This window comes from Flavobacteriales bacterium (assembly GCA_025210295.1).
Classification (GTDB): Bacteria; Bacteroidota; Bacteroidia; order Flavobacteriales_D; family Parvicellaceae; genus S010-51.
Genome location: JAOASC010000013.1, coordinates 1 through 24,813, shown reverse-complemented (window position 1 = coordinate 24,813; position 24,813 = coordinate 1). Strand labels below are relative to the sequence as shown.

Below are 24,813 nucleotides of genomic sequence, written 5' to 3'. Positions count from 1 at the left end.
CTCCTTGCCCAATATTGACTTCAACTGTAATGGTGAGGGCATCAACACCATATACAGCACTACCAAAGGTTTTCACTAACATGATTTTTTCTATTAGGAGTAGAAGAGTAAATATACTTGAAAAAAGCGCAGGTTATTGGGTTTTGATATGGTAGAAAGGTACTAGAATAGGCAAATTATAAGTCGTAATACAAATGAATAAAGAACACTACAGGCCTCATAGATACTATAAAAAGTTTAGAGTGGTTTTTTGTTTAATTAATGTAAATTTCCTACAAAAAGCCAAAAACTATAGAAAAACACAAATGTGTTGCTGATTTTTTGTATAATTGTTTATAGCTATAATATTCATGAATAAAAATAAATCGAATTAGATGGATAATAGACTTTTCTTTTATTGCATTTTACTATTGTTTTTCAGTAATAGTATAATTTCACAAAGTCCCTGTAATAACGGAGGTTTTGAAAATAATAATCTTTCAAACTGGACAACTTATACAGGTGTAAATGTAGCGGGAGTTGTTGATCTTGGAGCTGTAACTATGGAAGAAGTTACCGGAAGGCATACAGTAGTTGAAGCTGGCTTAGATCCTATATTATTTTCTTTAGGTGTGAACTTACCAATGGTAGATGAAGGTAGCTATTCTCTTCGTCTTGGTAATAATAATGTAGAGTCTGAAGCAGATCTTGCAAAATATACTTTTAATGTAAACAGTAGTAATGCTAATTTCAGCTTCAGGTATTCAATGGTTTTAGAGGATCCCAATTCTGGGGCATTAGCAAATGAACATGAAGCAAATGAGAAACCATTTTTTAGTTATGTAATATATACGGGAAGTGGTTTTCCTAATTTTTCACCTTTTGGCAATAACGTTATTGATATGTCTCAATGGGTTTCAGATGTTAATGACCCTTTTTTTGCAGAAATAGGGGTGTTAGCATATAGAGATTGGTCAACTGTATGTATCGATTTAAGCAATTACATTGGGCAAGAAGTAAGTATTCTTTTTGTTACTGCAGACTGTAGTTTAAGTGGTCATTATGGATATGCATATATTGATGGGCTTTGCAGCAATAATGATCCAGTGCCATTGTTTGACATAGATTCGGAATATTGTGTTAATCATCCAGTTATAGCAGATGCCTCTGCTTCATTGAGAGAGGATAATTATTTTTGGTCGATACAGGAATCTCTTTCAGATTGGACCCCTGTAGGAGTAGAATATTCAGCATGGTTCGAAGCAGAACAAGCAGGAATAATAGATTTAAAGTCTTTCCTTGAGGGAAAAGGCGGGAATTTTGAATGTGATAAATATTATAGAATAAAATTAGCAGTCGGTAATGAATGTAATCCTTGGGTCTCTGTAACAAAATTAATTAGAATTAGATGTGTTGAAATAGGAAATTTTCAGGATATGTTTTTTTGTTGTGGAGAAACGCCAAAGGTTAATTTAAAACCTCCAAGATCAAATTTGAATTATACATACAATTGGTCTTCTTTTCCTAATATACCTATATACAGTAATGCTCAAGGTAATGGTATAACAATCTATCCTACAGAAAGTACTACAATCATTGTTAATGCTTCTGATAATCAATATAATTGTGATAATGATACAGAAGAGGTGAATATATGGTTTGTTGATGAAATCAGTGTCAGAATTATTGAGGAGAATGAGGGCTGTTGTAATAAAAGATTAACAGCGGTTATTGATATTAAAGATGATGATTGTAATTTATCTCAAAATCAAAAAGATAAGATAAGAGATCAAATTTCAATTAAATGGAATACTGGAGAAACAAGTGAAAGCATAATTATAGCTGATACAGTACTTAGAGAATATTCGGTAGCTCTGGAGGGGATTCATTTTAAATCTGATTGTTATATCAATGCTGATACCATCATGACAAATGTTGATGCTGGTAAGTATATGAATACGACAATATATAGTAAACAACTAATAGCGCCAAATACAGTAACGCCAACAGAAGAAGGAGGGCTAAATGATACGCTAAAAATATTAGAGTTTGGGCCAAGTGCTCCTTATGAAGGAGAGCCAAATGCGTATGGAATAATCGGATATCATCTTACGATATATTCTCGTGAAGGACAATTAATAAGAGATATTTTAGTAGAAGACTGTAATATACATCAAGGAGATATTAGGTGGGATTGTAGGAATAATAGTGGTCATCTTGTTATGGGCGGAGTTTATGTATTTCGTTTAGAGATGAAAACATGCAATGGTTGGCATCCGGTCTGTAGTATTATTACAAATGGGATTTTTGGCGAAACAGAGATGGAAGATGCGACAAATTTATGTATTGATGGTTACGTATCTCCTTTTACATGGCCTCCTTTCAGTTTAGTATGTACTGATTATTTATCGCCTGGAGTTGGTGATATAGGAGAAGATGTTACCTGCATATTTTCAGTTACTGTTAGTAGATAATTTTTAAATCAAACAAAAATGAAGTTTCTATTCTTAATTCTATTTATCTTCCTTTCATCAAAGGTAAACTCTATATTTTCCCAAGATAGACCCATTGGCCATTGCCATGAATCGATTGACTATAATAAGTTAAATGGCCCTTTATCAAAATTAATATGCAGTCCTAAGACTACTATTTCATTCAAAGGAACGAGGAATAAAAAATGTGATTTTGTTCTTCCTAAAGAAAAAACATACATCTCTCCTAAGGTCAAGTTCAATAGTTATATCGCTTTACGACATAATTTAGATTCAATAGGTATAAACGAATTAGAGGGGTACTATAATAGTGGAACGATACTGTTGGAAAATGATTCTATTGAAAATACTTTAAGTTATATTAAAATTAAATATAACTCAAATGATAACAATCATATAATTGTTGAGCAGTATATCACGAAGTTTGGAGTGGTGTTGGCTTTAAATCGTATCGATTATAATGAAATGGTTGGAGTAGCTAATTATTGGGTAAAAAAGTATACGATTATACAAACAGAGTCGATGGATAACAGCTCTAACAAAATACATAATGACGAGCTAGTAGTAACCCTTGCACCAAATCCAGCAAAAAATAATATTAATATTTATATAAATCAGCCAAACAAATTGAGTTCTAAATGTATATTAGAAATTATAGACCTTAATCAAGGTCACCAAATTTTCAAAGTTTTTTTATATAAAGAATTTTCTATTATTGATATCTCTTCAATAAAACCTGGGATATATATAGCAAACATCTACAATGAAAAAAGTAACGTAACTACAAAATTGATAAAGTTGTAATTTTATAGTTTAAAAAGTTAATGCGTAGCGTTAACTAAAAAAATAATAATGAGTTTAGAACTTAAGAGGGTATAAAAAATAAATTTAGTAATTTACATCCATGAAAATACGTAAAGAATTAGTTAATCAATATTTGAGAGACCTAACTACGTCGGGGCGTGCTGTTAATTATCCAGATCCAATGTCAGATTTAGCGAATTTTGATGCAGATATTCGTACTATGCGTAAACGTTTATATAAAGATGGCTATCTTGAGGACGAGAATAACCTTATACGTTTATGCTTAGACGATTTAATTTCTAGACCCAATAAAAGAATATCTGAATTTGCAGGTATGGCCTATCCCTTTAATGACAATGAATTGGTGGCGATATTTAAAAGAGCTTATGAAACAATATGGCCAGAGGCGACACTTTCAGATCCTTTTGATGAACCTCTTTTTGAGTTTGTTGATATGAGCGCTGAGGATTGGGAAGCTATTACAGCTGGAAAGCTTTAATTGAGTTTAATCGCCAACAAATTAACTGAGCAGAATACTTCTATAAAATGAGATTCAAAACTTAAATCGAAAAAAAGTGGCATAAATTTGGTTATGTTTTTACTATATTTGTTAACTATTAAAACACAAAAGGGGATTATGAAAAAAATTTACGTTTCATTTTTATTCATCACATTCGGTATTTTTATGAATGTTTTTGCTCAAGAAACATCATGTTATGAGCAGTATAGAAAAGTATTTGAAAATAGAGGAGCCAACCCAGTAGAAGATGGGGCTCACGACAATATTATCTTAACAGTAAGAACAGGTGATCAAGCTGATTGCTATGTTGCTAGAGCAGTTGTTCAAAACAGTATTATTGTAGAAATAGATATGTATTTTGAAGATGGTACTTTTGAGAAAAAAGAATTTGAGTTTAAAGACAAAACCTCTTGGTCAATTTACAACGGAATGTCTAAAACAAAAATCACAGAAAAAGACGAGTACATTAATGTGATGTTTGTAAACAAAATTAAGCCGAAGAGAAAAAAATTAATGAAAGCCCCTAAACCTGATTTTGATTTAAATTAATTAGGGAAAAGCACTTATAAAAAAAGCCTCAAGTTATTCAACTTGAGGCTTTTTTAGTATTGGATACATTGATTGTTTAGAAATCAAATTTAATTCCTTGTGCTAAAGGTAAATCTGTTCCCCAGTTAATCGTATTCGTTTGTCTTCTCATGTAAACTTTCCAAGCATCAGAACCAGACTCACGTCCACCTCCTGTTTCTTTTTCACCTCCAAAAGCTCCACCAATTTCAGCTCCAGAAGTTCCAATGTTTACATTCGCAATACCACAGTCAGAACCAACTTGCGATAAGAACTCTTCTTGTTCTCTCATGTTCATGGTCATGATAGCAGATGATAACCCTTGAGGTACATCGTTTTGGATGTCAATTGCATTGTTTACATCTCCACTGTACTTGATTAAGTATAATAAAGGTGCAAACGTTTCGTCTTGAACCATTTTATAGCTATTCTCAACGATAGCAATAGATGGTTCTACGTAACAACCACTCTCATATCCTTCTCCTTCCAATAACTTTCCTTCTACTAGCATTTCTCCACCTTCTGCTTTTACAGCTTCTATTGCATCGAAGTACATTTTTACAGCATCTTTATCGATAAGTGGCCCAACATGATTAGATTCATCTAAAGAAGATCCTATTTTTAATTGTCCATAAGCATTTTTCAATACATTTTTAACCTCATCAAAAATAGAGTCGTGTATAATTAAACGACGAGTAGAAGTACATCTTTGTCCAGTTGTTCCTACAGCTCCAAATACTAGAGCAGGCAGTACCATTTTTAAATCAGCACTTGGAGTAATAATTACAGCATTGTTTCCTCCTAACTCCAACAACGACTTTCCTAAACGAGCAGCAACAGCTTGATTAACTGCTTTCCCCATACGAGTAGAACCTGTAGCAGAAACTAAAGGAACTCTTTTATCGTTTGAAATTAATTTTCCAATTTCAGCGTCACCAATTACTAAACAAGAAATTCCGTCAGGAGCATCCTCATTCTTTTCGATAACTTTATTGATGATGTTTTGACAAGCAATACTACATAAAGGAGCTTTTTCAGAAGGTTTCCAGATACAAACATTACCAGCAATCCAAGCTAAAGCAGTGTTCCAACTCCAAACAGCTACAGGGAAATTGAAAGCAGAAATAATACCTACAATTCCAAGTGGATGATATTGGTCGTACATTCTATGTTTAGGTCGCTCAGAGTGTAAAGTAGAACCGTTTAACTGTCTTGATAAACCAACAGCAAAATCACAAATGTCGATCATCTCTTGAACTTCTCCTAACCCTTCTTGTAGTGATTTTCCCATTTCATAAGAAACCAAGGCTCCTAAAGCACCTTTTTGCTTACGTAACTCTTCTCCAAACTGACGAACAATCTCTCCTCTTTTTGGTGCAGGGACATTACGCCATGATTTAAAAGCTTCTTGTGCTTTTAAGATACTCGCTTCATAATCTGCTTCAGTAGCAGCATTTACACTAGCGATTAATTTTCCGTCAACAGGAGAATAAGAGTCTATTTTTTCTCCTCTAGTTGAAAACCAATGTGCACCAACTGCTGCTCCATTGTTTACTTCTTTTACTCCTAAGGTTTCTAATACCTTTTGGATTTCTGTAGTTTCATTCATTACGTCTAACATGCGTTTTATAGTTTTGAGAATAGTTTATTAATTCTGATAACAAAGGTAAGGCTTAATTTGATAAAACCAATGGTTAAATATTAACACAAAATAGCGTATTATTCACTAAAAACTAGGGCTTAGATCAAAATGATCATTAGAAACCCCAACAGCTAGTTTTAAAAAGCCATGTATGATAGCTATAGGGAGTAAGAGTCCTCCCAATAATAACATGGAAATTTCATACCCTAATGTACTATCTGAGTATGCTTTTCCTTTTAACCGTGCTTTAAAAGCGCTAAAAGGGAGTCCATACATATTTCCGACCATCATTATTTGTATGGCTGCTAAAATAACTGCTGCTTTTTCTGTTCCATATTCTTTTATAATGGCATTGTAAGTATAGTTTTTTGGAAAACCTCTAGTAGCTGCGTAATGTTGTGAAAAAGCAATTGCTTTGGCTTCATAAGGTTGGATAAAGTTTTGTTGACCACTTAAAAAACTACTGATTTCTTCATTACTCATTCCTTTTTTTAGCGCCATTTTAGTGTGTTCGTATGAACATACCGGGCATCCATTTACTTCTGTTACAGCGAGGTGTATCCGTTGTATAAATAGTTGGTCAATGACTTTATTTTTATTGTTTCGTACTAAAAGGACAATGGCTTTAGCAAGTAGTACAGAAGCCTTGTAGAATTCAATAAGGCTATATTTCTTTTTATAGGTTTGTTGATGCTGCATAAATATGATAAAAAAAGCACCAACTAATAAATAGTTGGTGCTTTTACGAATTATTAACTTTTCTTATTTCTTAAAGAACTTGCATAGCAACCATTTGCCATCCACCTCCGTTGTACACGTTGGTCATTCCATTTTGTTGTAAAAACATGGTAGCTTGACCACTTCTTCCTCCACTTGCGCAGCATAAGATAATATCACCTTCGATGTTTTTAAACTCTTCAATTCTGTCTGGAACTTCGTTTAAAGGAATGTTGATAGACCCTTCTACTTTTCCCATTGAAAACTCTCCTGGCGTTCTTACATCAATGATGGTTGCTTTGTTAAAATCTATGTTTTCTAAGCTCATTTTTTATGTTGTTTTTTGTTAATTTTAATTGTATCTCTTTTATAATTCAAGTATTCTACCTCAATTTTATAGCTTATAAAAGTGTTGTTGGGCAAACGTATTCTGATAATGTTAGGTTGGTATTGTCTTTAATCGCTCTAAAACCACCTTGTACATCAATTACATTATCTACTCCGTTCGCTTTTAAAATTGAAGCGGCAATCATCGAACGATACCCCCCAGCACAATGGATATAGTAAGTTTCGTTTTTATCAAAAGCGTTGAGGTTATCAAAGATTGTGTCTAAAGGTTCATTTCCTGCATCAATAGCGTGTTCTGAAAGGTATTCAGACTCTTTTCTAACGTCAACAAGGTTAATTCCTTTAGCTAAATCAGCTTCCATTTCTGTAGCCAAAATAGATTTTAAGCTTCCTGTGGCTAATCCAGCTTCAGTCCAAGTTTGCATCCCTCCTTTTAAGAACCCTAAAGAATTATCATACCCTATTCTTGCTAATCTCGATACTGCTTCTTCTTCTCTACCAAATGGAGCAACTAAAATAATTGGTTGTTTGATATCTTCAATTAATGCGCCTACCCAAGGAGCAAACTGACCATCTAAACCAATAAACATAGCGCCAGGAACATGTGCTTTAGCAAACTCTTGTTGTGTTCTACAATCTAGTACTAACGCTTCTTTATGCTCCGACATTGATTTGAAAGTGTCAACATCTAATTCTACAGTTCCTTTTTCCATGATAGTGTCAATATCTGTATTGATAGACTTATTCATCATAGCATTTTTAGGGAAGTATTGTGGTGGTGTTTTTAACCCTGTGATAACTTCTTTTACAAATTCATCCTCAGTCATATCAGCTCTTAAAGCGTAATTAACTTCTTTTTGATGACCTAAAGTGTCAAAAGTTTCTTTACTCATGTTTTTACCACAAGCAGATCCAGCACCATGATTTGGATATATAATTACTTCATCTCCTAAAGGCATAATTTTATTTCTTAAAGACTTAAATAAGTGCCTTGCTAAGTCTTCTTGTGTTAAATCAGATTTTACAGCTAAATCTGGACGTCCAACGTCCCCAATAAATAAAGCATCTCCCGTAAATACACATTGGTCTTTTCCATCAGCATCTTTTAAAAGGAAAGAACTCGATTCCATCGTGTGTCCAGGTGTGTGAAGTAACTCTAAAGTAAGATCTCCAACTTTAAAAATTTCTCCATCTGTTCCTACATGAAAGTCAAAGTCAGCAGTAGCATTTGGTCCAAAAACTATAGTTGCTCCTGTCTTTTTTGCTAAATCAATATGTCCAGAAACAAAGTCAGCGTGAAAATGTGTTAAAAACACATATTTAATTTTTGCATCATGAGCAATTGCCTTTTCAATATATGGCTCGATATCTCTTAATGGATCTATAACAACAGCTTCTCCTTTTGACTCGATATAATAAGCCGCTTCAGCTAAGCAATTGGTGTACATTTGTTCTATTCTCATAACGTTTATTTTTTTATCTTAGTTATCCTAAATTTTACAATACAAAAGTAGAACTGTTAGTTTGTTTTCACAGTAACTAAGGTTACAGTCTCTATTTTTGCCTTTATTCCTAATTTCTTTTAGTAAAGGTAACTGAAAGTTCTTACTTTCGCAAAACACCAATACAGCCAAATAACGTTAAAAATGGTAAAAGCTAAAAAACACCTTGGGCAACATTTTTTAATTGATGATAGTATCAGTTTTAATATTGCTAATGCACTCAAAAATTTTGAAGATTATACACATGTCATTGAAGTAGGTCCAGGTACTGGAGCATTAACCAAACATTTGGTCGCAAATGAAAATTTTACAACTGTAGCAGCAGAAATTGATCGTGAGTCAGTGGCGTATTTAAATACACATTATCCAGACTTAAAAGTAATAGAAGAAAGTTTTTTAAAACTGGATTTTGATCAAGTCACTGATGGAAATATAGCAGTGTCTGGAAATTTTCCTTATAATATCTCTACTCAAATTCTGTTTAAAGTTTTTGAAGAAAAACATAGAGTACCTGAGGTAGTAGGAATGTTTCAAAAAGAAGTAGCAGAACGTGTGGCAGAAAAACCAGGCTCTAAAACTTATGGGATACTGAGTGTTTTATTACAAGCTTATTATGATATAGAATATTTGTTTACAGTAGACGAAGATGTTTTCGACCCGCCACCAAAAGTAAAATCAGGAGTGATAAGAATGGTTCGTAATGATGTAACTGATTTGGGGTGTGATGAGAAAAAGTTTAAACAAGTCATTAAAACAGCATTTAACCAACGTAGAAAAATGTTAAGAAGCTCTCTAAAACCCTTTTTAAAAGAAGAACATAAAACAATGGAACTTTTTAGTAAAAGACCAGAGCAGCTAGGTGTTGCTGAATTTATAGAAATAACCAACCTTTTGTTTTAAAGAAGTGAGTTGTTGTAAAAATTTAGGACGAAAAACTCCTCATGAACTGGAAAAAGAAGGGGGCTATACTGTAAAAGTAGAAAAGCATGCCTACTATACTAGCGCTATTGCTACTTGTAAAACTTGCAACAAACAATATAAAGGACAAGATCACCCAGGCTATCATTATAATTATTGGTCATGGAGTGAAGTTTATTAAGTACAAAAAATCATGTTAATAGATACACATACACATTTATACGCTTCAAAGTTTGATGAAGATAGAGATGAAGTCATTCAAGATTGTATTGCTAAAGGCGTAGAAAAATTATTACTACCAAATATAGATTCTACTTCAACAGATTCTATGTTAGCATTAGCAGCCAAATTTCCAGGTATTTGTATGCCTATGATGGGGATACATCCATGTTCTATCAATAACGATACAATAGACAAAGAACTAGCCCATGCTAAAGCATATTTGTTCAGTGATAGAAAGTTTATTGCAGTAGGGGAAATAGGAATCGATTTGTATTGGGATAAAACAACTTTGGATGCACAAGTCAAAGCGTTTAAAACTCAAATAGAATGGGCAAAAGAACTAAATTTACCTATAGCAATTCATGCAAGAGATTCTTTTGATGAAATTTTTGAGGTTTTAGATGAAGTAAACGATGATAAATTAAATGGAGTTTTACATTGTTTTACAGGAAATGTAGATCAAGCTAAACACATTATCAATTATGGTGGTTTTAAGTTAGGAATAGGAGGTGTAGTTACCTTCAAAAATGGAGGTTTAGATAAAGTTTTAAAAGAAATAGAATTAGAACATTTGATTTTAGAAACAGATGCGCCTTATCTTGCTCCAACTCCATATAGAGGAAAACGAAACTCTAGTCAATATATCCCGTTAATAGGAGATAAGTTAGCAGATATTTATAACTGTACTTTACCAGATATAGCTAAAGTCACTACAAGAAATGCCGTGGAGTTGTTTGGATTGTAATTTAAACAAGCTCTAGGCTAAATGATTTTTGAAAAATAGTTGATTCAATGGAGCAATATATCCTCATAACAATATGCGTGGTATTAGGGGGAATTTCCTTGCGTTTGTGGTTCAATAATTTTTCTAGAAAAAGAGCACAAAAAAAACGTTTTAAAAGAGGAGTTAAACTAGAAAAACAAGCAGCAAAATATCTTACAAATAGAGGATTTACTATTATGGGTGAGCAATTAGAGTACCAGCATACCTATTTTGTAAACTCAGAAGAAGAGAATTCAACCATTACAATTGATTACTTAGTAGAAAAAGATGAAAAGCTTTATGTCGTTGAGGTAAAGTCGGGAAAAACGGCAATTTCAATTAAGAATAGGAGTACCAGACGGCAGTTATTGGAGTATGCTGTAGCAATAGAATGCGATGGGGTATACTTATTAGATATGGAAAATAAAACATTAAAATTAATTGAGTTTAACTTTCCTAACACGATACCAATAAAGGCTAAGCATAATAAGTTGGTGAGCATTTTAATTTTGATTATTATTGCGCTGTCTATTACTGTCTACTATTACATACCCAAATAGCAATGAGAATAATCATTATTTTTTTTCTGGCTGCACTTATTGTTCAATCAACTTCTGCTCAACGTAAACATTGGATAAATTCCAATGGAGACGTCGTAAAAAAAGATATGGCAACTCATTATTATACACTTACCAAAACAGCAGCTAAAACTTTTTTGTATCAAGAGTATGATAAACAAACAGATAGCCTTTTTCAAGAAATCAATTACCCAACAAAAGACCTTTTGACAAAAGAAGGTGAGTTTAAGCAATATTTCGAAAACGGAACATTAGCTGTTGAGGGAGCTTATTTGAATAACAAAAAAACAGGAAGCTGGATGTTTTATGATAGAAATAGCCTTAAACAAACAGAAATAACATACAAAAAGGGTTTGAAACAAGGTTGTTTTTCTGAGTTTAAGAAAGGAAAACTGAGTGCAATATTTCGATATAAAACAGATACCTTACATAGTTTAGTTCAACTATTTGATGCTATTGGAAATAACCTCTTTAAAGAAGATACTTTAGATAGAGCTGCATATAGCTTTGTAGATGAAGAAGCTATTTTTTCTGGAGGTGAGATCGAATTTCAAAAGTTTTTAAAGAAGAGAACAAATAATAGAAACCCTCAACAGGTCAAGGTAGGAGTTACATTTAATATTGATAAAAAAGGGCAAGTAACAGAAATTGAAGTCTTGAAAGAAAGTATTCAAGCAACGATCGCCGAATACTATTATAAAGAAGCGTTAAAAGTCATCTCAAAAATGCCTAAGTGGGAACCTGCTATGAAAAGAGGTAGAGTGGTCAAATCCAGACATCATTGTGAAGTGCTATTTAATTAAATAGCAATTGATAAACTCTTGTTTTAAGTATCATCTTAACGCATCAATTTTACAATTATTCAATTCTTCCATTCCCTAAATAATAACTATCTTTGCCAACTTTAAAATTTAGAAATTAAGATAACATGGCAGCAAACGAAGATTTATTTAAGAATGTAATCTCTCACGCAAAAGAATTTGGATTTGTTTTTCCAAGTAGTGAAATATACGATGGTTTAAGTGCAACATACGATTATGCTCAAAATGGAGTAGAATTGAAAAACAACATCAAAAAGTATTGGTGGATGAGTATGGTTCAGATGCATGAGAACATTGTAGGGTTAGATGCAGCAATATTTATGCATCCAACAACTTGGAAAGCGTCTGGTCATGTTGATGCTTTTAACGATCCTATGATCGATAATAAAGATTCTAAAAAAAGATACCGTGCAGATGTCTTAATTGAAGAGCATATTGCAAAAATTGAAGGAAAAATTAATAAAGACATTACCAAAGCAAAAAAACGTTTTGGAGATGCTTTTAATGAAGAAGAGTTTAGAGCAACAAATGGTAATGTTTTAAGAAGAACTAAAGAAATTGAGGCAATCAACCAAAGAATGGGAGATGCGCTTAACAACGATAAACTGGATGATCTTCAGCAATTGATTATTGACTTAGGTATAACTTGCCCTGTAAGTGGTTCTAAAAATTGGACAGAAGTCAAGCAGTTTAACTTGATGTTTGGAACCGAGCTTGGTGCTGTGGCAGGAGATGCTGCAAAAATTTATTTACGCCCAGAAACAGCGCAAGGAATCTTTGTTAATTACTTGAATGTTCAGAAGACTGGGAGAATGAAATTACCTTTTGGAATTGCTCAAATAGGTAAGGCATTTAGAAATGAGATTGTAGCCCGTCAATTTATTTTTAGAATGCGTGAATTTGAACAAATGGAAATGCAGTTTTTTATTCAACCAGGAACGCAAATGAAATGGTTTGAATACTGGAAAGAAACAAGAATAAAATGGCATAAAGCATTAGGATTAGGAGAAGAAAACTATCGTTTCCACGACCATATTAAGTTGGCGCATTATGCCGATGCTGCAACAGACATTGAATTTAACTTCCCATTTGGGTTTAAAGAATTGGAAGGAATCCATTCGCGTACCGATTTTGACTTAAAACAGCACGAAGAGTTCTCTGGTAAGAAATTACGTTATTTTGATCCAGAGACAAAAGAAAGCTATGTACCTTATGTATTAGAAACTTCTATTGGTTTAGATCGTATGTTCTTGGCTGTATTATCGAACTCGTATAAAAATGAAAAGTTGGAAGATGGTTCAGAACGTACTGTTTTAGCAATTCCAGCACCTTTGGCACCAATTAAAGCTGCAGTTTTACCACTGGTTAAAAAAGACGGCCTACCAGAAAAAGCAAGAGAGGTATTAAAATTACTACAATTAGAGCACAATTGTATGTATGAAGAAAAAGATACAATCGGAAAACGTTACAGAAGACAAGATGCCATTGGAACACCTTATTGTATCGGTGTTGATTATGAATCTTTAGAAGATAATATGGTCACAATTAGAGATAGAGATACCATGGAGCAAGAACGAGTAGCAATTAGCGATTTGGCCGATATTATTAGTAAAAAGGTTTCTATGACCAATTTATTTGTTTAAAGTTTAAGAAAATAAAAATTAATTTGAAAAAGACCTAAGGTTGATAAATCTTGGGTCTTTTTTATCTTAGCATTTAAAATTTGAAAAATGCTCGAATCGTTTTATATAAAGCATGCAGTAGAAGCAGGGTGTGATGAGGCTGGACGGGGATGCTTATCAGGGCCTGTTGTTGCAGCAGCAGTAATTTTACCGAAAGATTTTGAGAATAGTATACTGAATGACTCCAAAAAACTTTCGGAAAAGAAACGATACGAGTTGAGGCCTTTAATAGAGCAAGAAGCTTTGGCATGGGGTGTTGGAATAGTAGACCATAAAGAAATCGATGAAATCAATATTTTGAATGCATCATTTTTAGCAATGCATAGAGCATTAGATCAATTATTTCTTAGACCAGAAGCAATTTTGGTAGACGGTAACCGATTCAATGCTTATGAAGATATTGAGCATCACTGTATTATTAAGGGAGATGCCAAATACTATAGCATTGCTGCGGCATCTGTATTGGCAAAAACATATCGGGATGATATTATGAACCAATTGCATCAAGAATACCCTGTATACGATTGGTTAGGAAATAAAGGATACCCAACCAAAAAACATAGAGCAGCTATTAAAATGCATGGACCATCCCCATATCACCGAATGTCTTTTAAGTTGTTGCCTGAAGAAGATTAACTTAATATAAGTTAATAAAAGAATAAAAACTTCCTGTTTTTGTGTAGTGCCATTTATTTTAAGTATTTTTGAACCCCTAAAATAATTTTAGGTGTTTTTATGTGGCAAAAAATAGCTCGATTAATATTAACAAATAGAGTAACAATACTTATTGTATTGTTTGCTATTACTGTGGTAATGGGCTTTTTTGCAACTAAAGTAGAAATGCTTTATGAGTTTTCTAAACTGTTACCAGATAACGATCCCGTAAGTATCACTTACAATAAATTTAAAGACGATTTTGGTCAAGATGGCTTGGCTGTAGTGATCGCAACCACAAATAAAGATTTTTATGAAGCGGAAAAATTTAAAAAGTGGTATGAATTGGGAAATGAATTAAAGGCTATTCAAGTGCCTTTAAAGGGAACAGATCCACAAGCATATGGAAACCCTGTTGATTCTGTATTTTCTGAAGCTCACCTTTATAATATTGTCAAAAATAAGAAGCAAAAAAAGTTTGAAATTAAACCTGTTTTTCCTTCTTTTCCAGAAGATAAGAGTACAATAGATAGCTTACAAAATGTCATCGTTAATTTACCATTTTACGAAAATATGGTTTATAAAAAAGATGACGATTTACACCTGATGATGTTGTTTTTGAATCGAGAGATTTTTAACTCTAAAAACAGAGGCTCTTTGATTCAAGAAATAGAAGCAAAAACAGAAGAATATGCCGAAGATATAGGTCCATTTGTTTACTCTGGATTACCTTATATTAGAGATGTCACGATGAAAAAAGTACAACAAGAGTTGTACATGTTTACATTGTTAGCATTACTAATTACTTCTACATTACTATACCTTTTCTTTAAATCTTTTAAAGTCGTATTAATCTCTATGGTTGTTGTAATGATTGGAGTAGTCTGGTCTGTTGGTACAATTGGACTAATAGGATTTAAAATTACAGCATTAATGGGATTAATCCCTCCTTTAATTATTGTAATCGGGATTCCTAATTGTGTGTACTTAATTACGAAGTATCAACAAGAATTTAAAAACCACGGTAATAAAGCCAAGGCACTTACCAGGGTTATTAGAAAAGTAGGGACAGCCACATTAATGACGAATGCTACAACAGCAATGGGGTTTGGGACGTTTATTTTTACTCACAGTAAAATGATGCAAGACTTCGGAGTTATCGCGTCGTTAAACATTTTACTATTGTTCATCGTTTCTATTTTAGTAGTTCCTATAATTTATAGTTTCTTAAAGCCACCAAAAGTAAAACATACAAAACACCTCGAAAGACAATGGCTCTTTACTGTGGTAGAAAAATTAGTGGTATGGAGTGCTGGATATAGAACATGGGTCTATATTTTTACTGCGTTAGCTTTCTTTGCTGGGATATATGGAATGACCTTGATGAAAACATCAGGGAATATTGTGGATGATTTACCCCAAAAAGATATCGTTGTACAAGATCTAAAGTTTTTTGAAAGTAAACTAGGAGGGATCATGCCTTTTGAGATTATTTTGGAGTCAACAGATACGATTTACAATAGCTATGATAATATTAGGAAAATAGATGAAATACAAAGTGCATTAGCATTAGAAGATAAATTGTCGAAATCCATTTCTATTGTTGATGCAATTAAATTTGTAACACAGGCCTATTCCAATGGAAATCCAGAAAAATTTGTATTGAAAGATAAAAGAGGTTTAAGTAAAATATTATCTTCTAAATATTTTAAAAATACTTTTAACCTTGATGCAGTTGATACAACGAATCAAATGTTAAATGGGTTCTTAGATCAGTCTAAAAAACAAACAAGAATAACAGTACAAATTGCTGATGTAGGAATTGATACAATGGATGCTGTAGTTGGTAGAGTTTCTGAAAGAATAAATCAAATTGTTAATGAAGAAAAACTATTAGTAGAGCAAGTAATAGCATCCACTAAACCTGCAGAAAAAGAAGAAGTTCTAAGTACTTTATTTGCTAAATATTCGTGGGTAGAAAATGAGGTTAAAGATCATTATATAGCAATTGACCCTTCCCTTTCAGAACAGTTTTTTGATGATGAAACACTTGTTTTAAAGCTTCATGAAAAAGAAGACTTTAATTCAGTGCTTAAGCAAATTTTATCTAGCCATAGTCAATTAACCTATAATGTAACAGGAAGTGCTGTAAACTATACCAAAGGAACTACGTATTTAGTCAATAATTTGTTTATAAGTTTAGCTTTAGCAATATCTGTGATTGCTATATTAATGTCGGTGCTCTTCCGTTCATGGAAAATGGTAATCGTCTCATTGATTCCTAATTTATTGCCTTTGATTATTACTTCAGCTATTATGGGGATTGTTGGAATACCAATAAAACCATCTACAATATTGGTGTTTAGTATTGCTTTCGGTATTTCGGTAGATGATACTATTCATTTCTTAGCAAAGTATAGACAGGAGTTAACATTGAAGAACTGGAACATCAAAGAATCTGTAGTATTAGCAATAAAAGAAACTGGAGTAAGTATGATTTACACATCAATCATTTTATTCTTTGGTTTTGGGGTCTTTACAGCCTCAAACTTTGGAGGAACACAGGCGCTAGGAGTACTTGTTTCTATCACATTGTTTGTTGCAATGTTGGCTAACCTTGTATTATTACCATCTTTATTGTTAACTTTAGAGAAGAGAATAACTACCAAAGCGTTTAAAGATCCGCTATTGGAAGTTGTTGACGAAGAAGAAGACATCGATTTAGAACAATTACAAGTAAAAAAATCAAACCCTAAAAAAGAAGTGCTATGAAAGGAATAATATTAGCAGGAGGATCGGGAACTAGACTACACCCATTAACATTGGCAGTAAGCAAACAGTTAATGCCTGTTTACAATAAGCCCATGATTTATTATCCACTATCAACATTAATGGTAGCTGGAATAAGAGAAATTTTAATTATAACAACACCACACGATCAAAAGGCGTTTCAAACCTTATTAGGAGATGGAAGCCATTTAGGTTGTAAATTCGAATACGCTATTCAACCAGAGCCTAATGGATTAGCACAAGCTTTTATTATTGGAAAAGAGTTTATTGGTGATGATAAAGTCGCGTTGGTGCTTGGAGATAATATCTTTTTTGGAACTGGGATGGGATCAATGTTGCGATCAAGTTTAAACCCAGAAGGAGGGTTGGTATTTGCTTATCACGTATCTGATCCAGAAAGATATGGTGTAGTAGATTTTGATGAAAACAACAATGTGCTCTCTATAGAGGAGAAGCCAGAAGTGCCAAAATCAAATTATGCCGTTCCAGGATTATATTTTTATGATAATGATGTTATAGAAATTGCAGAAAGTTTAGCGCCTTCTGCGAGAGGAGAATACGAAATTACGGATGTTAACAAGGCTTACTTGGAGCGAGGAAAATTAAAGGTCCAAATTTTAGAGCGTGGTACTGCATGGCTAGATACAGGAACTTTTACATCTTTAATGCAAGCAGGACAATACGTTCAAACAATAGAAGAAAGACAAGGGTTAGGAGTAGGTTGCATAGAAGCTGTAGCTTATTCTAGAGGTTTTATTAATGCTGAACAATTAAGAAAAATAGCAGAGCCTCTAGTAAAAAGTGGTTATGGTAAATACTTAATGAGCTTAATAGATTAATAAGCATTTTTTGAAATGAAGACAATAACAGAATATCAAGAATTAATATCAAATCAGATAGATATACTAGAGGATAGTAGAAGTCAATTAGCATTATATGATCCGGTTAGTTATATATTGTCTATTGGAGGTAAAAGATTAAGACCTGTTCTTACGTTGATAGGTACCGATTTATTTGATGGTAATTTAGAGGATTCATACAAGTCTGCATTGGGAATAGAAATGTTCCATAATTTTACATTATTACATGATGATATCATGGATGATGCACCCTTAAGAAGAGGAAAAGAAACAGTACATGAAAAATGGAATATCAATTCTGCAATTCTTTCAGGAGATGTTATGTTTGTCCAAGCTTTTGTTATGGTTACCTCTTGTAAAACGGAGTATTTACGTTCAGTCCTTGATTTGTTTAATGTCACAGCAATAGAGGTTTGCGAAGGACAGCATTTAGACATGGAATTCGAAACAAGAGAAGATGTTACAATTCCTGAATATATTGAAATGATTAAACTAAAAACGTCAGTTTTAGTTGGTTGTGCATTAAAATTAGGAGCGATCTTAGCAGATGCTACCGAAGAACAGGCTAACTTAATCTATGACTTTGGTTTAAACCTTGGAATTGCATTTCAAATTCAAGATGATATTTTAGATGTTTTTGGAGATGCAGCATTGTTTGGGAAACAAGTAGGTGGAGATATTCTAGCCAATAAAAAAACATACCTATTACTCAAAGCATTAGAAAATGCCAATGAAACTCAAGAAGAAGAGTTGAATAGCTGGATGAATGTTACCGATTATCAAGCAGAACAAAAAGTAGAAGCTGTAACTGCTATATTCAATGATTTAAAAGTAAAAGAACAAGCAGAAAGTGTGATGTGGTCTTATTATGATAAAGCGTTAGAAGCATTGAATAAAATAGGCCTATCAGAACAGAAGTATGATTACCTACTTAATTTTGCCAAGGGGTTAATGGTTCGTACAAAGTAAAATTAAGACAAAAGGTTTTTATAAGTAGTTGATATTTAATATATTTATGGGGAATCCTTATAGATATTGTTATGTATTACACTACACGAAACTTAATCGCGCTGGTTTTTAGCGTGGTTATTCCTACTTTTTTTAGTGCTCAAAGTAAACATTTTAAAGTATTAGATCGAAGTAAAATTTCTGAACTACCGTCAATGGTAGAAATACAGGAAACGGTCAAAATTCAGGATTTCCAGAAGTGGTTTAAAAACAACTTTCAAGTTGAAGAGGAATTTGTTTTAGTCTTACAATCAAAACAAACAGATCATATAGGGCAAGAGCATTACCGTTTCGATCTTTATTACGAGTCTAATAAAGTCATTGGAGCAAATATTGTAGCACATACTAAGAATAATGAGGTCTTTTTGTTTAATGGGTATTATCTTCCCAAACTGAACAAAAATGAACAGTTAATTTCCAAAGAAAACGCTCTTGAAATAGCTTTAAATCATGTAAAGGCTAAACAGTATAAATGGGAGATGCCAACAGAAGAAGCACAATTAAAAAGGGATACTAAAAATCCTTTTGCTTCTTACTTTCCAAAAGGAGCTGTTGTTTATGCCCCAAAAGATGGAGATTACAAAAGCAAAAATTATAGAAAATGTTATGAATTTGAGGTTTATGCACATGCACCACTTTCAAAGCAAGCGATTTATGTAGATGTAACATCAGGAGAAATTATATTTAAACACGATTTATTACACATTGCTGATCAAGTAGGGACAGCTGTAACAGGTTATAGTGGGACACAAACAATCACTGCAAATTCAATTAATGGAGGGTTTGCTTTGGAAGAATCAGGAAGGGGAAATGGAATAGGAACCTATGATATGCAAAATGGAACCAACTATAATAATGCCGTTGATTTTACAGATGCAGATAATAATTGGAGTTTTAATAATGTAAGTCAGTATGCCCTAGATGCCCACTGGGGAGCAGAAATGACTTATGACTATTTCTTAACTAAACACAATAGAAATAGTATTGATGGAAATGGGCATGTATTGGTAAGTTACATTCATTATGATGTAAATTATGGAAATGCTTTTTGGGATGGCTATCGAATGACTTATGGAGATGGATCGAATGGAAATAGTCCCTTTACTACATTGAAAATTTCTGGACATGAAATCACACATGGATTAACTCAAAACTCCGCAGGATTAGTTTATCAAAATGAGTCAGGAGCTTTAAATGAATCATTTAGTGATATTTTCGGAAAGTCGATAGAATCTTATGCTAGACCCAATAATACCAACTGGATTTTAGGTTCAGATTTAGGTTTTGTGATGCGTAATATGAGTAACCCTAATCAAGCTGGAGACCCAGACACTTACCAAGGAACCAATTGGTATACAGGTACAGCAGATAATGGAGGAGTGCATACCAATAGCGGGGTGTTAAACTTTTGGTATTATTTACTAGCCGATGGTGGCTCTGGAACCAATGATATAGGGAATAATTTTAGTGTTAATGGAATAGGGCTAGACGATGCTGGAGCTATTGCTTTTAGAACATTAACCGTTTATTTAACTTCTAGTTCTCAATATCAAGATGCTTATACCTATTCTTTACAAGCAGCAGAAGATTTGTTTGGACCATGTTCACCTCAATTAGAATCAACGCACAATGCTTGGTATGCAGTAGGGTTTGGAAATGGCTATTCTGGAGCAATATCTGCAGAGTTTACACAAAGCTCTCAAGGAGGATGTGCAATGCCAATGGATATCTTTTTTACCAATAATAGTTCTTCAAGCTCTAATTTCCAATGGACCTTTGGAGATGGAGGAACTTCTACACAAGCTAACCCAACACATACTTATACAGCACCAGGAACGTATACCGTATCCTTAATTGTGAGTAGCAATAATTGTGGGAGCGATACATCAGTTCTCGTCAATGCAGTAACTGTTGGAAGCTTGCCATCGCCAGTTACACAAGACCTTAACCTGTGTAGTTCAGATTCTGTTGAATTAAATGCAACAGCAAATGGTGATATCAAATGGTATGATGCAAGTTCAGGAGGTAACTTGGTTGGGCAAGGAAGTACTTTTACAACCCCATTATTAAACACTACTACAACATATTATGTAGAGCAAACAACAGGAGGAAGTTCGCAAACTGTAGGAGCTCTTAATAATACAATAGGAAACGGAGGTTATTTTAATGGAGATCAACACCTAATTTTTGATTGCTTCTCTGCTTGTACACTAAACTCTGTATTAGTATATGCAAACGGAGCAGGTAATAGAACAATAGAGCTAAGAGATAATACAGGGACAGTCTTACAAACTGCTACAATTAATATTCCAGATGGACAAAGTCGAATTAACCTTAATTTTAATATTCCTGTTGGACAGAATTTACAATTAGGTTGGGCACAAGGAAGTCAACCCAACTTGTATAGAAATAGTGATGGGCCTACATATCCTTATACCTTAAATGGAGTACTATCAATTACCAACAGTAGTGCAAGTCAACCAGGATATTATTATTGCTTTTATGATTGGGATGTAACTACTCCTACTTGTTCAAGCGCAAGAGTACCTGTCAATGTAAGTGTTGCTCAAGCTCCCTCAGTAACGGATGCGAATAGATGTGGAACTGGAATATTAAACTTAAGTGCAACTGGAGCAGGATCGGGAACTTTAAATTGGTATGACGCCCCTTCAGGAGGAAACTTAGTAGGAACAGGAACATCGTTTACTACACCGTCATTAAGCACTACAACAAGCTATTATGTTGAAGAAGTGATGGCTAACCCAACCATAACAGGAGGCGCTTTTGACAATACAATAGGTACAGGAGGATACTTCAATGGGGATCAGCATTTGGTTTTTAATTGTTTAGCACCTACAACGTTAACCTCTGTTAAGGTTTATGCAGATGCAGCTGGGGCTAGAACAATAGAATTAAGAGATAATACAGGAGCAATCTTACAAACAACAACAGTCAATATTCCCGCAGGAGAAAGTCGAGTAACACTAAACTTTAACATTCCTGTAGCAAATAATTTACAATTAGGAGTGGCTAGTGGAAGTGCTTCAGGGTTATGGAGAAACAATGCAGGAGGGAGTTACCCATACAATATAGGAAACCTGATCACAATTACTGAGTCTAGTGCAGCTGCTCAAGGATATCCGGGGTATTATTATTTCTTTTATGATTGGTGGGTAGAAGAGCCAGCTTGTATTACCTCTAGAACAGAGGTAACAGCTACAATTAATGGTTCAGGAGATGCAACCATTGCGCCTGTTTCAAATTTATGTATCTCAGATAGCCCTATTACTTTAACTGCTGCTACCAGTGGAGGAACTTGGGGTGGTAATGGTGTCAATGCGAATGGAGTCTTTGATCCTGCCGTGGGAGCTGGGACTTATCCAATTACTTATACATTAGGAGGAGGTTGTGTAACTGCTGATACCTTAGATGTTATTGTTCAAAGTGCTACCGATGCTACCATTACATCGGGAACAACCTTTTGTATTGGTCAGGGGAATGTTCAATTGACAGCCAATTCAACAGGAGGAGTTTGGTCAGGAAATGGAATAACAGATGCTTCACAAGGAACGTTTAATACAGCAACAGCTGGAATAGGTTTACATACAATATCTTATGCTATTTCTGGATCTTGTGGAGATTCAAGTAGCGTTAGCATTTATGTTTCTCAAAATGGCGATGCTTCGTTTACGGTACTCAACTCAACTTTGTGTGAAGGAGACAATCCAATTACATTAAACCCATCAACAGCTGGAGGAACTTGGAGTGGAACAGGGGTTAATCAGAGTGGCGTTTTTGATCCATCAGTAGCTGGAGCTGGAACGCATACCATTACTTACGATCTAACTGCAGGTTGTAATAGTAGCCATTCTGAAACAATTGTCGTAGAAGAACAAGCCAATGCAGCCATTAACTATGTTGGAGCAATATGTGAAGATCATGCACCTATTACAGTTACTGCAGCGACTCAAGGAGGGACCTGGATTGGCCCTGGAATAGTAGATAACGCCGCTGGAACTTTTGATCCATCTTCAGCAGGTGTAGGTTCCCACGATATTACTTATATCATTACAGGAAACTGTGGTGCTACAGCAACATCAACCATTGAGGTAGAAAATTGTACAACAATAGAAGAAGCGCTTTCTTTTAGTATTCAGTTGTTTCCTAATCCAACCAAGGAAAACCTAAGTATTATTATTGATGGAACAAATCAAATAAAAGAAAAACAATTAATAGTGTATAATATATTGGGAGAAGTTGTTTTAACGAGAACAATTACGCCTATAGCCAATAGGTATTATGAAACATTTGATGTGTCAGAATTCTCTCAAGGAGTATACGCTGTGCAAATAGGTAAATTTACTAAAAGGTTTACAAAACTATAATAAAAAAAGGGCAGTAAACACTGCCCTTTTTTTAATGCAATCTAAAATTGATTGGTAAAGTAAATTGTGCCCGAACATTTTTACCACGTTGTTTAGCAGGGGTCCATTTGGGCATATTGGAAACAACTCTAATCGCTTCCTTTTCTAGTGATTCATGAGGCGATTTAATTGCTTCAACATTAGATATGCTTCCGTCTTTTTCTACAATAAAACGAATATAGACACGTCCCTCAATTTTATTTTCAATAGCTATTTGCGGATATTGAACTTTGTGTCCAATATAGCGCATCATCTTAGAAGAACCTCCAGGAAATTCTGGTTCTTGCTCTACAATTGAAAAAACAGGAAAATCCTCATCAGGAACTTCCTCTTCAATTAGCTCTTTGCCATTAAGATCAAATCGTCTAGTATTAACCAATACTCCTGCTTGATAGGTTTGGACTTCTCTTACTTTACCATTATTGTGATAATAAGTTGCTTTTCCATGTTTTTTTCCGTCTTTGTAGGAGACAGCTTCTATAGATCTACCAGCAGTACTTGCTACGCTCCATAATTGGTCTTTTAAGCCGTTTTTATAGGTTCCAGATGTTATTTGATTGTTCTTATAATCAAAGTATAATCCGTGCTTTATATTATTGGCATAATTGACAATACTTTGCTTGTTTCCCTGAGTGTCAAAATAGACCCATTCTCCAGTTTTTTGATTATTGCTATAGTTTCCTTGTTCTTTGATTGAACCGTTTTTGTTAAAAGAAACAGCCTCCCCCTCTTTAATAAGACACTTTTTAGTCTGATAATTACTGCTCTCGTATGGAGATTGATAATCAAAAAGATACACTTCTTTAAGGTATAGGTTATTTGTTTTTCCCTTTTTGATGGTGTAATAACCCGCTGCTAGCGACTTTTTTGTTTTTTCACCATAATTAGTAATCCAATATTTACGTTGGCTTATTATACTATTAGCAACAATAATTAAGGCTGTTAGTAGAAATAGTTTTTTCATGATAATGTTATGCTAAAAAAAAACACCTAGTGTAGCACTAAGTGTTTTATTAGATATTTAGAGATAAGGTTATCTAATTTTAAAGTTTACAGGAACGGTATATTTTACCCTTACTGGTTTTCCTCTTTGTTTTCCTGGTTTCCATTTTGGCATACTCGAAACAACTCTTTTAGCTTCTTTTACCAAAAGTTTATGAACTTCTTTACCAGGAGGAGCAGCAGATTGAACATCAGTAATACTACCATCTTTTTCAACAGTAAAACTTATAAAAGCCCTACCTTGAATATTGTTGTCAATTGCTTGAGGAGGATATTTTGTTTCAGTTGCAAGAAACTTCATCATTTCTCCCATTCCTCCAGGAAATTCTGGTTGATCCTCAACAATTTGGTATACTGTATTATCTTCTTCAGGTTCTTCTTCTACTTCCTCAGGAACATCAACAACCTCAGTTTCGTCACTGTCTTGATCGAAATCAGCTATTTGATCAGCTTTTTCCTCATCATCTTCTTCCAATACCTCAAGCTCTTCAGGTGGAGCTGGTGGTGGTGGTGGTGGCGG

Annotated in this window: 21 protein-coding genes; 15 read left to right on the top strand and 6 right to left on the bottom strand. The window is 33.9% G+C overall.

Features of this window, described 5'->3' with window-relative positions; all coding sequences use genetic code 11:
* Nucleotides 1-374: 374 nt before the first annotated feature.
* The 4 genes from N4A35_01835 to N4A35_01820 all read left to right on the top strand — a co-directional run bounded on the left by N4A35_01835 (nt 375) and on the right by N4A35_01820 (nt 4,344).
* Nucleotides 375-2,453, top strand: a complete 2,079-nt coding sequence (locus N4A35_01835; protein MCT4580132.1) for a hypothetical protein — start codon at nt 375-377, stop codon at nt 2,451-2,453.
* Nucleotides 2,454-2,471: 18 nt separating this feature from the next.
* A complete protein-coding gene (locus N4A35_01830) occupies nt 2,472-3,275 on the top strand; it encodes a T9SS type A sorting domain-containing protein (protein MCT4580131.1) in 804 nt (267 codons plus the stop codon).
* A 100-nt stretch (nt 3,276-3,375) separates the two neighbouring features.
* Entirely contained in the window at nt 3,376-3,774 is a 399-nt protein-coding gene (locus N4A35_01825; protein MCT4580130.1) for a hypothetical protein, read from the top strand.
* A gap of 138 nt (nt 3,775-3,912) precedes the next feature.
* Nucleotides 3,913-4,344 carry a hypothetical protein gene (locus N4A35_01820; protein MCT4580129.1) on the top strand — a complete coding sequence of 144 codons (432 nt, stop codon included), beginning with the start codon at nt 3,913-3,915 and terminating at the stop codon, nt 4,342-4,344.
* 76 nt (nt 4,345-4,420) lie between these two features.
* Here the strand turns inward: N4A35_01820 and N4A35_01815 are convergent, their stop codons facing one another.
* From N4A35_01815 to N4A35_01800, 4 genes are all read right to left on the bottom strand, one after another.
* The gene (locus N4A35_01815; GenBank protein MCT4580128.1) at nt 4,421-5,983 is read right to left on the bottom strand and encodes an aldehyde dehydrogenase family protein; all 1,563 of its coding nucleotides are present in this window, start codon (nt 5,981-5,983) and stop codon (nt 4,421-4,423) included.
* A 105-nt stretch (nt 5,984-6,088) separates the two neighbouring features.
* Nucleotides 6,089-6,703 (bottom strand): carboxymuconolactone decarboxylase family protein, encoded by a 615-nt coding sequence (locus tag N4A35_01810; GenBank protein MCT4580127.1) that lies wholly within the window; start codon nt 6,701-6,703, stop codon nt 6,089-6,091.
* A 70-nt stretch (nt 6,704-6,773) separates the two neighbouring features.
* Nucleotides 6,774-7,049 carry a rhodanese-like domain-containing protein gene (locus tag N4A35_01805; protein ID MCT4580126.1) on the bottom strand — a complete coding sequence of 92 codons (276 nt, stop codon included), beginning with the start codon at nt 7,047-7,049 and terminating at the stop codon, nt 6,774-6,776.
* Nucleotides 7,050-7,122: 73 nt separating this feature from the next.
* Entirely contained in the window at nt 7,123-8,532 is a 1,410-nt protein-coding gene (locus tag N4A35_01800; protein ID MCT4580125.1) for an MBL fold metallo-hydrolase, read from the bottom strand.
* Nucleotides 8,533-8,715: 183 nt separating this feature from the next.
* Here N4A35_01800 and rsmA point away from each other — a divergent pair, with 183 nt between their 5' ends.
* The 11 genes from rsmA (at nt 8,716) to N4A35_01745 (ending at nt 23,252) form a co-directional block, all read left to right on the top strand.
* The gene (gene rsmA / locus N4A35_01795; GenBank protein MCT4580124.1) at nt 8,716-9,471 is read left to right on the top strand and encodes a 16S rRNA (adenine(1518)-N(6)/adenine(1519)-N(6))-dimethyltransferase RsmA; all 756 of its coding nucleotides are present in this window, start codon (nt 8,716-8,718) and stop codon (nt 9,469-9,471) included.
* Between the two features lie 4 nt (nt 9,472-9,475).
* On the top strand, nt 9,476-9,670 hold the full coding sequence (locus tag N4A35_01790; protein ID MCT4580123.1) for a hypothetical protein: 195 nt from the start codon (nt 9,476-9,478) through the stop codon (nt 9,668-9,670).
* Between the two features lie 12 nt (nt 9,671-9,682).
* Nucleotides 9,683-10,456, top strand: coding sequence for a TatD family hydrolase (locus tag N4A35_01785; GenBank protein MCT4580122.1), 774 nt, complete (start codon nt 9,683-9,685; stop codon nt 10,454-10,456).
* 47 nt (nt 10,457-10,503) lie between these two features.
* On the top strand, nt 10,504-11,034 hold the full coding sequence (locus N4A35_01780; protein ID MCT4580121.1) for a hypothetical protein: 531 nt from the start codon (nt 10,504-10,506) through the stop codon (nt 11,032-11,034).
* 2 nt (nt 11,035-11,036) lie between these two features.
* On the top strand, nt 11,037-11,855 hold the full coding sequence (locus N4A35_01775) for an energy transducer TonB (GenBank protein MCT4580120.1): 819 nt from the start codon (nt 11,037-11,039) through the stop codon (nt 11,853-11,855).
* A gap of 125 nt (nt 11,856-11,980) precedes the next feature.
* Nucleotides 11,981-13,516, top strand: coding sequence for a glycine--tRNA ligase (locus tag N4A35_01770; protein MCT4580119.1), 1,536 nt, complete (start codon nt 11,981-11,983; stop codon nt 13,514-13,516).
* Nucleotides 13,517-13,603: 87 nt separating this feature from the next.
* Entirely contained in the window at nt 13,604-14,191 is a 588-nt protein-coding gene (locus N4A35_01765; GenBank protein ID MCT4580118.1) for a ribonuclease HII, read from the top strand.
* Between the two features lie 99 nt (nt 14,192-14,290).
* On the top strand, nt 14,291-16,981 hold the full coding sequence (locus tag N4A35_01760) for an MMPL family transporter (protein ID MCT4580117.1): 2,691 nt from the start codon (nt 14,291-14,293) through the stop codon (nt 16,979-16,981).
* On the top strand, nt 16,978-17,838 hold the full coding sequence (rfbA, locus tag N4A35_01755; GenBank protein ID MCT4580116.1) for a glucose-1-phosphate thymidylyltransferase RfbA: 861 nt from the start codon (nt 16,978-16,980) through the stop codon (nt 17,836-17,838). Before N4A35_01760 ends, rfbA begins: the two co-directional genes overlap by 4 nt.
* A 15-nt stretch (nt 17,839-17,853) precedes the next feature.
* Nucleotides 17,854-18,828 carry a polyprenyl synthetase family protein gene (locus tag N4A35_01750; protein MCT4580115.1) on the top strand — a complete coding sequence of 325 codons (975 nt, stop codon included), beginning with the start codon at nt 17,854-17,856 and terminating at the stop codon, nt 18,826-18,828.
* Between the two features lie 71 nt (nt 18,829-18,899).
* A complete protein-coding gene (locus N4A35_01745; GenBank protein MCT4580114.1) occupies nt 18,900-23,252 on the top strand; it encodes a M4 family metallopeptidase in 4,353 nt (1,450 codons plus the stop codon).
* A 31-nt stretch (nt 23,253-23,283) separates the two neighbouring features.
* Here the strand turns inward: N4A35_01745 and N4A35_01740 are convergent, their stop codons facing one another.
* Together N4A35_01740 and N4A35_01735 are read right to left on the bottom strand one after the other, a co-directional pair.
* Nucleotides 23,284-24,255 carry a TonB family protein gene (locus N4A35_01740; GenBank protein ID MCT4580113.1) on the bottom strand — a complete coding sequence of 324 codons (972 nt, stop codon included), beginning with the start codon at nt 24,253-24,255 and terminating at the stop codon, nt 23,284-23,286.
* A 69-nt stretch (nt 24,256-24,324) separates the two neighbouring features.
* Nucleotides 24,325-24,813 (bottom strand): energy transducer TonB (locus tag N4A35_01735; GenBank protein MCT4580112.1); only part of this gene is annotated, 489 nt, incomplete at its 5' end.

Excerpts from the sequence above, each read along its gene's own strand:
- N4A35_01770 (MCT4580119.1), top strand. The coding sequence starts at position 11,981 with ATGGCAGCAAACGAAGATTTATTTAAGAATGTAATCTCTCACGCAAAA.
- rsmA (MCT4580124.1), top strand. The coding sequence starts at position 8,716 with ATGGTAAAAGCTAAAAAACACCTTGGGCAACATTTTTTAATTGATGAT.
- N4A35_01765 (MCT4580118.1), top strand. The coding sequence starts at position 13,604 with ATGCTCGAATCGTTTTATATAAAGCATGCAGTAGAAGCAGGGTGTGAT.
- N4A35_01760 (MCT4580117.1), top strand. The coding sequence starts at position 14,291 with ATGTGGCAAAAAATAGCTCGATTAATATTAACAAATAGAGTAACAATA.
- N4A35_01785 (MCT4580122.1), top strand. The coding sequence starts at position 9,683 with ATGTTAATAGATACACATACACATTTATACGCTTCAAAGTTTGATGAA.
- N4A35_01830 (MCT4580131.1), top strand. The coding sequence starts at position 2,472 with ATGAAGTTTCTATTCTTAATTCTATTTATCTTCCTTTCATCAAAGGTA.
- N4A35_01740 (MCT4580113.1), bottom strand. The coding sequence starts at position 24,255 with ATGAAAAAACTATTTCTACTAACAGCCTTAATTATTGTTGCTAATAGT.
- N4A35_01805 (MCT4580126.1), bottom strand. The coding sequence starts at position 7,049 with ATGAGCTTAGAAAACATAGATTTTAACAAAGCAACCATCATTGATGTA.
- N4A35_01815 (MCT4580128.1), bottom strand. The coding sequence starts at position 5,983 with ATGTTAGACGTAATGAATGAAACTACAGAAATCCAAAAGGTATTAGAA.
- N4A35_01745 (MCT4580114.1), top strand. The coding sequence starts at position 18,900 with ATGTATTACACTACACGAAACTTAATCGCGCTGGTTTTTAGCGTGGTT.
- N4A35_01825 (MCT4580130.1), top strand. The coding sequence starts at position 3,376 with ATGAAAATACGTAAAGAATTAGTTAATCAATATTTGAGAGACCTAACT.
- rfbA (MCT4580116.1), top strand. The coding sequence starts at position 16,978 with ATGAAAGGAATAATATTAGCAGGAGGATCGGGAACTAGACTACACCCA.
- N4A35_01780 (MCT4580121.1), top strand. The coding sequence starts at position 10,504 with ATGGAGCAATATATCCTCATAACAATATGCGTGGTATTAGGGGGAATT.
- N4A35_01750 (MCT4580115.1), top strand. The coding sequence starts at position 17,854 with ATGAAGACAATAACAGAATATCAAGAATTAATATCAAATCAGATAGAT.
- N4A35_01810 (MCT4580127.1), bottom strand. The coding sequence starts at position 6,703 with ATGCAGCATCAACAAACCTATAAAAAGAAATATAGCCTTATTGAATTC.
- N4A35_01820 (MCT4580129.1), top strand. The coding sequence starts at position 3,913 with ATGAAAAAAATTTACGTTTCATTTTTATTCATCACATTCGGTATTTTT.
- N4A35_01775 (MCT4580120.1), top strand. The coding sequence starts at position 11,037 with ATGAGAATAATCATTATTTTTTTTCTGGCTGCACTTATTGTTCAATCA.
- N4A35_01835 (MCT4580132.1), top strand. The coding sequence starts at position 375 with ATGGATAATAGACTTTTCTTTTATTGCATTTTACTATTGTTTTTCAGT.
- N4A35_01800 (MCT4580125.1), bottom strand. The coding sequence starts at position 8,532 with ATGAGAATAGAACAAATGTACACCAATTGCTTAGCTGAAGCGGCTTAT.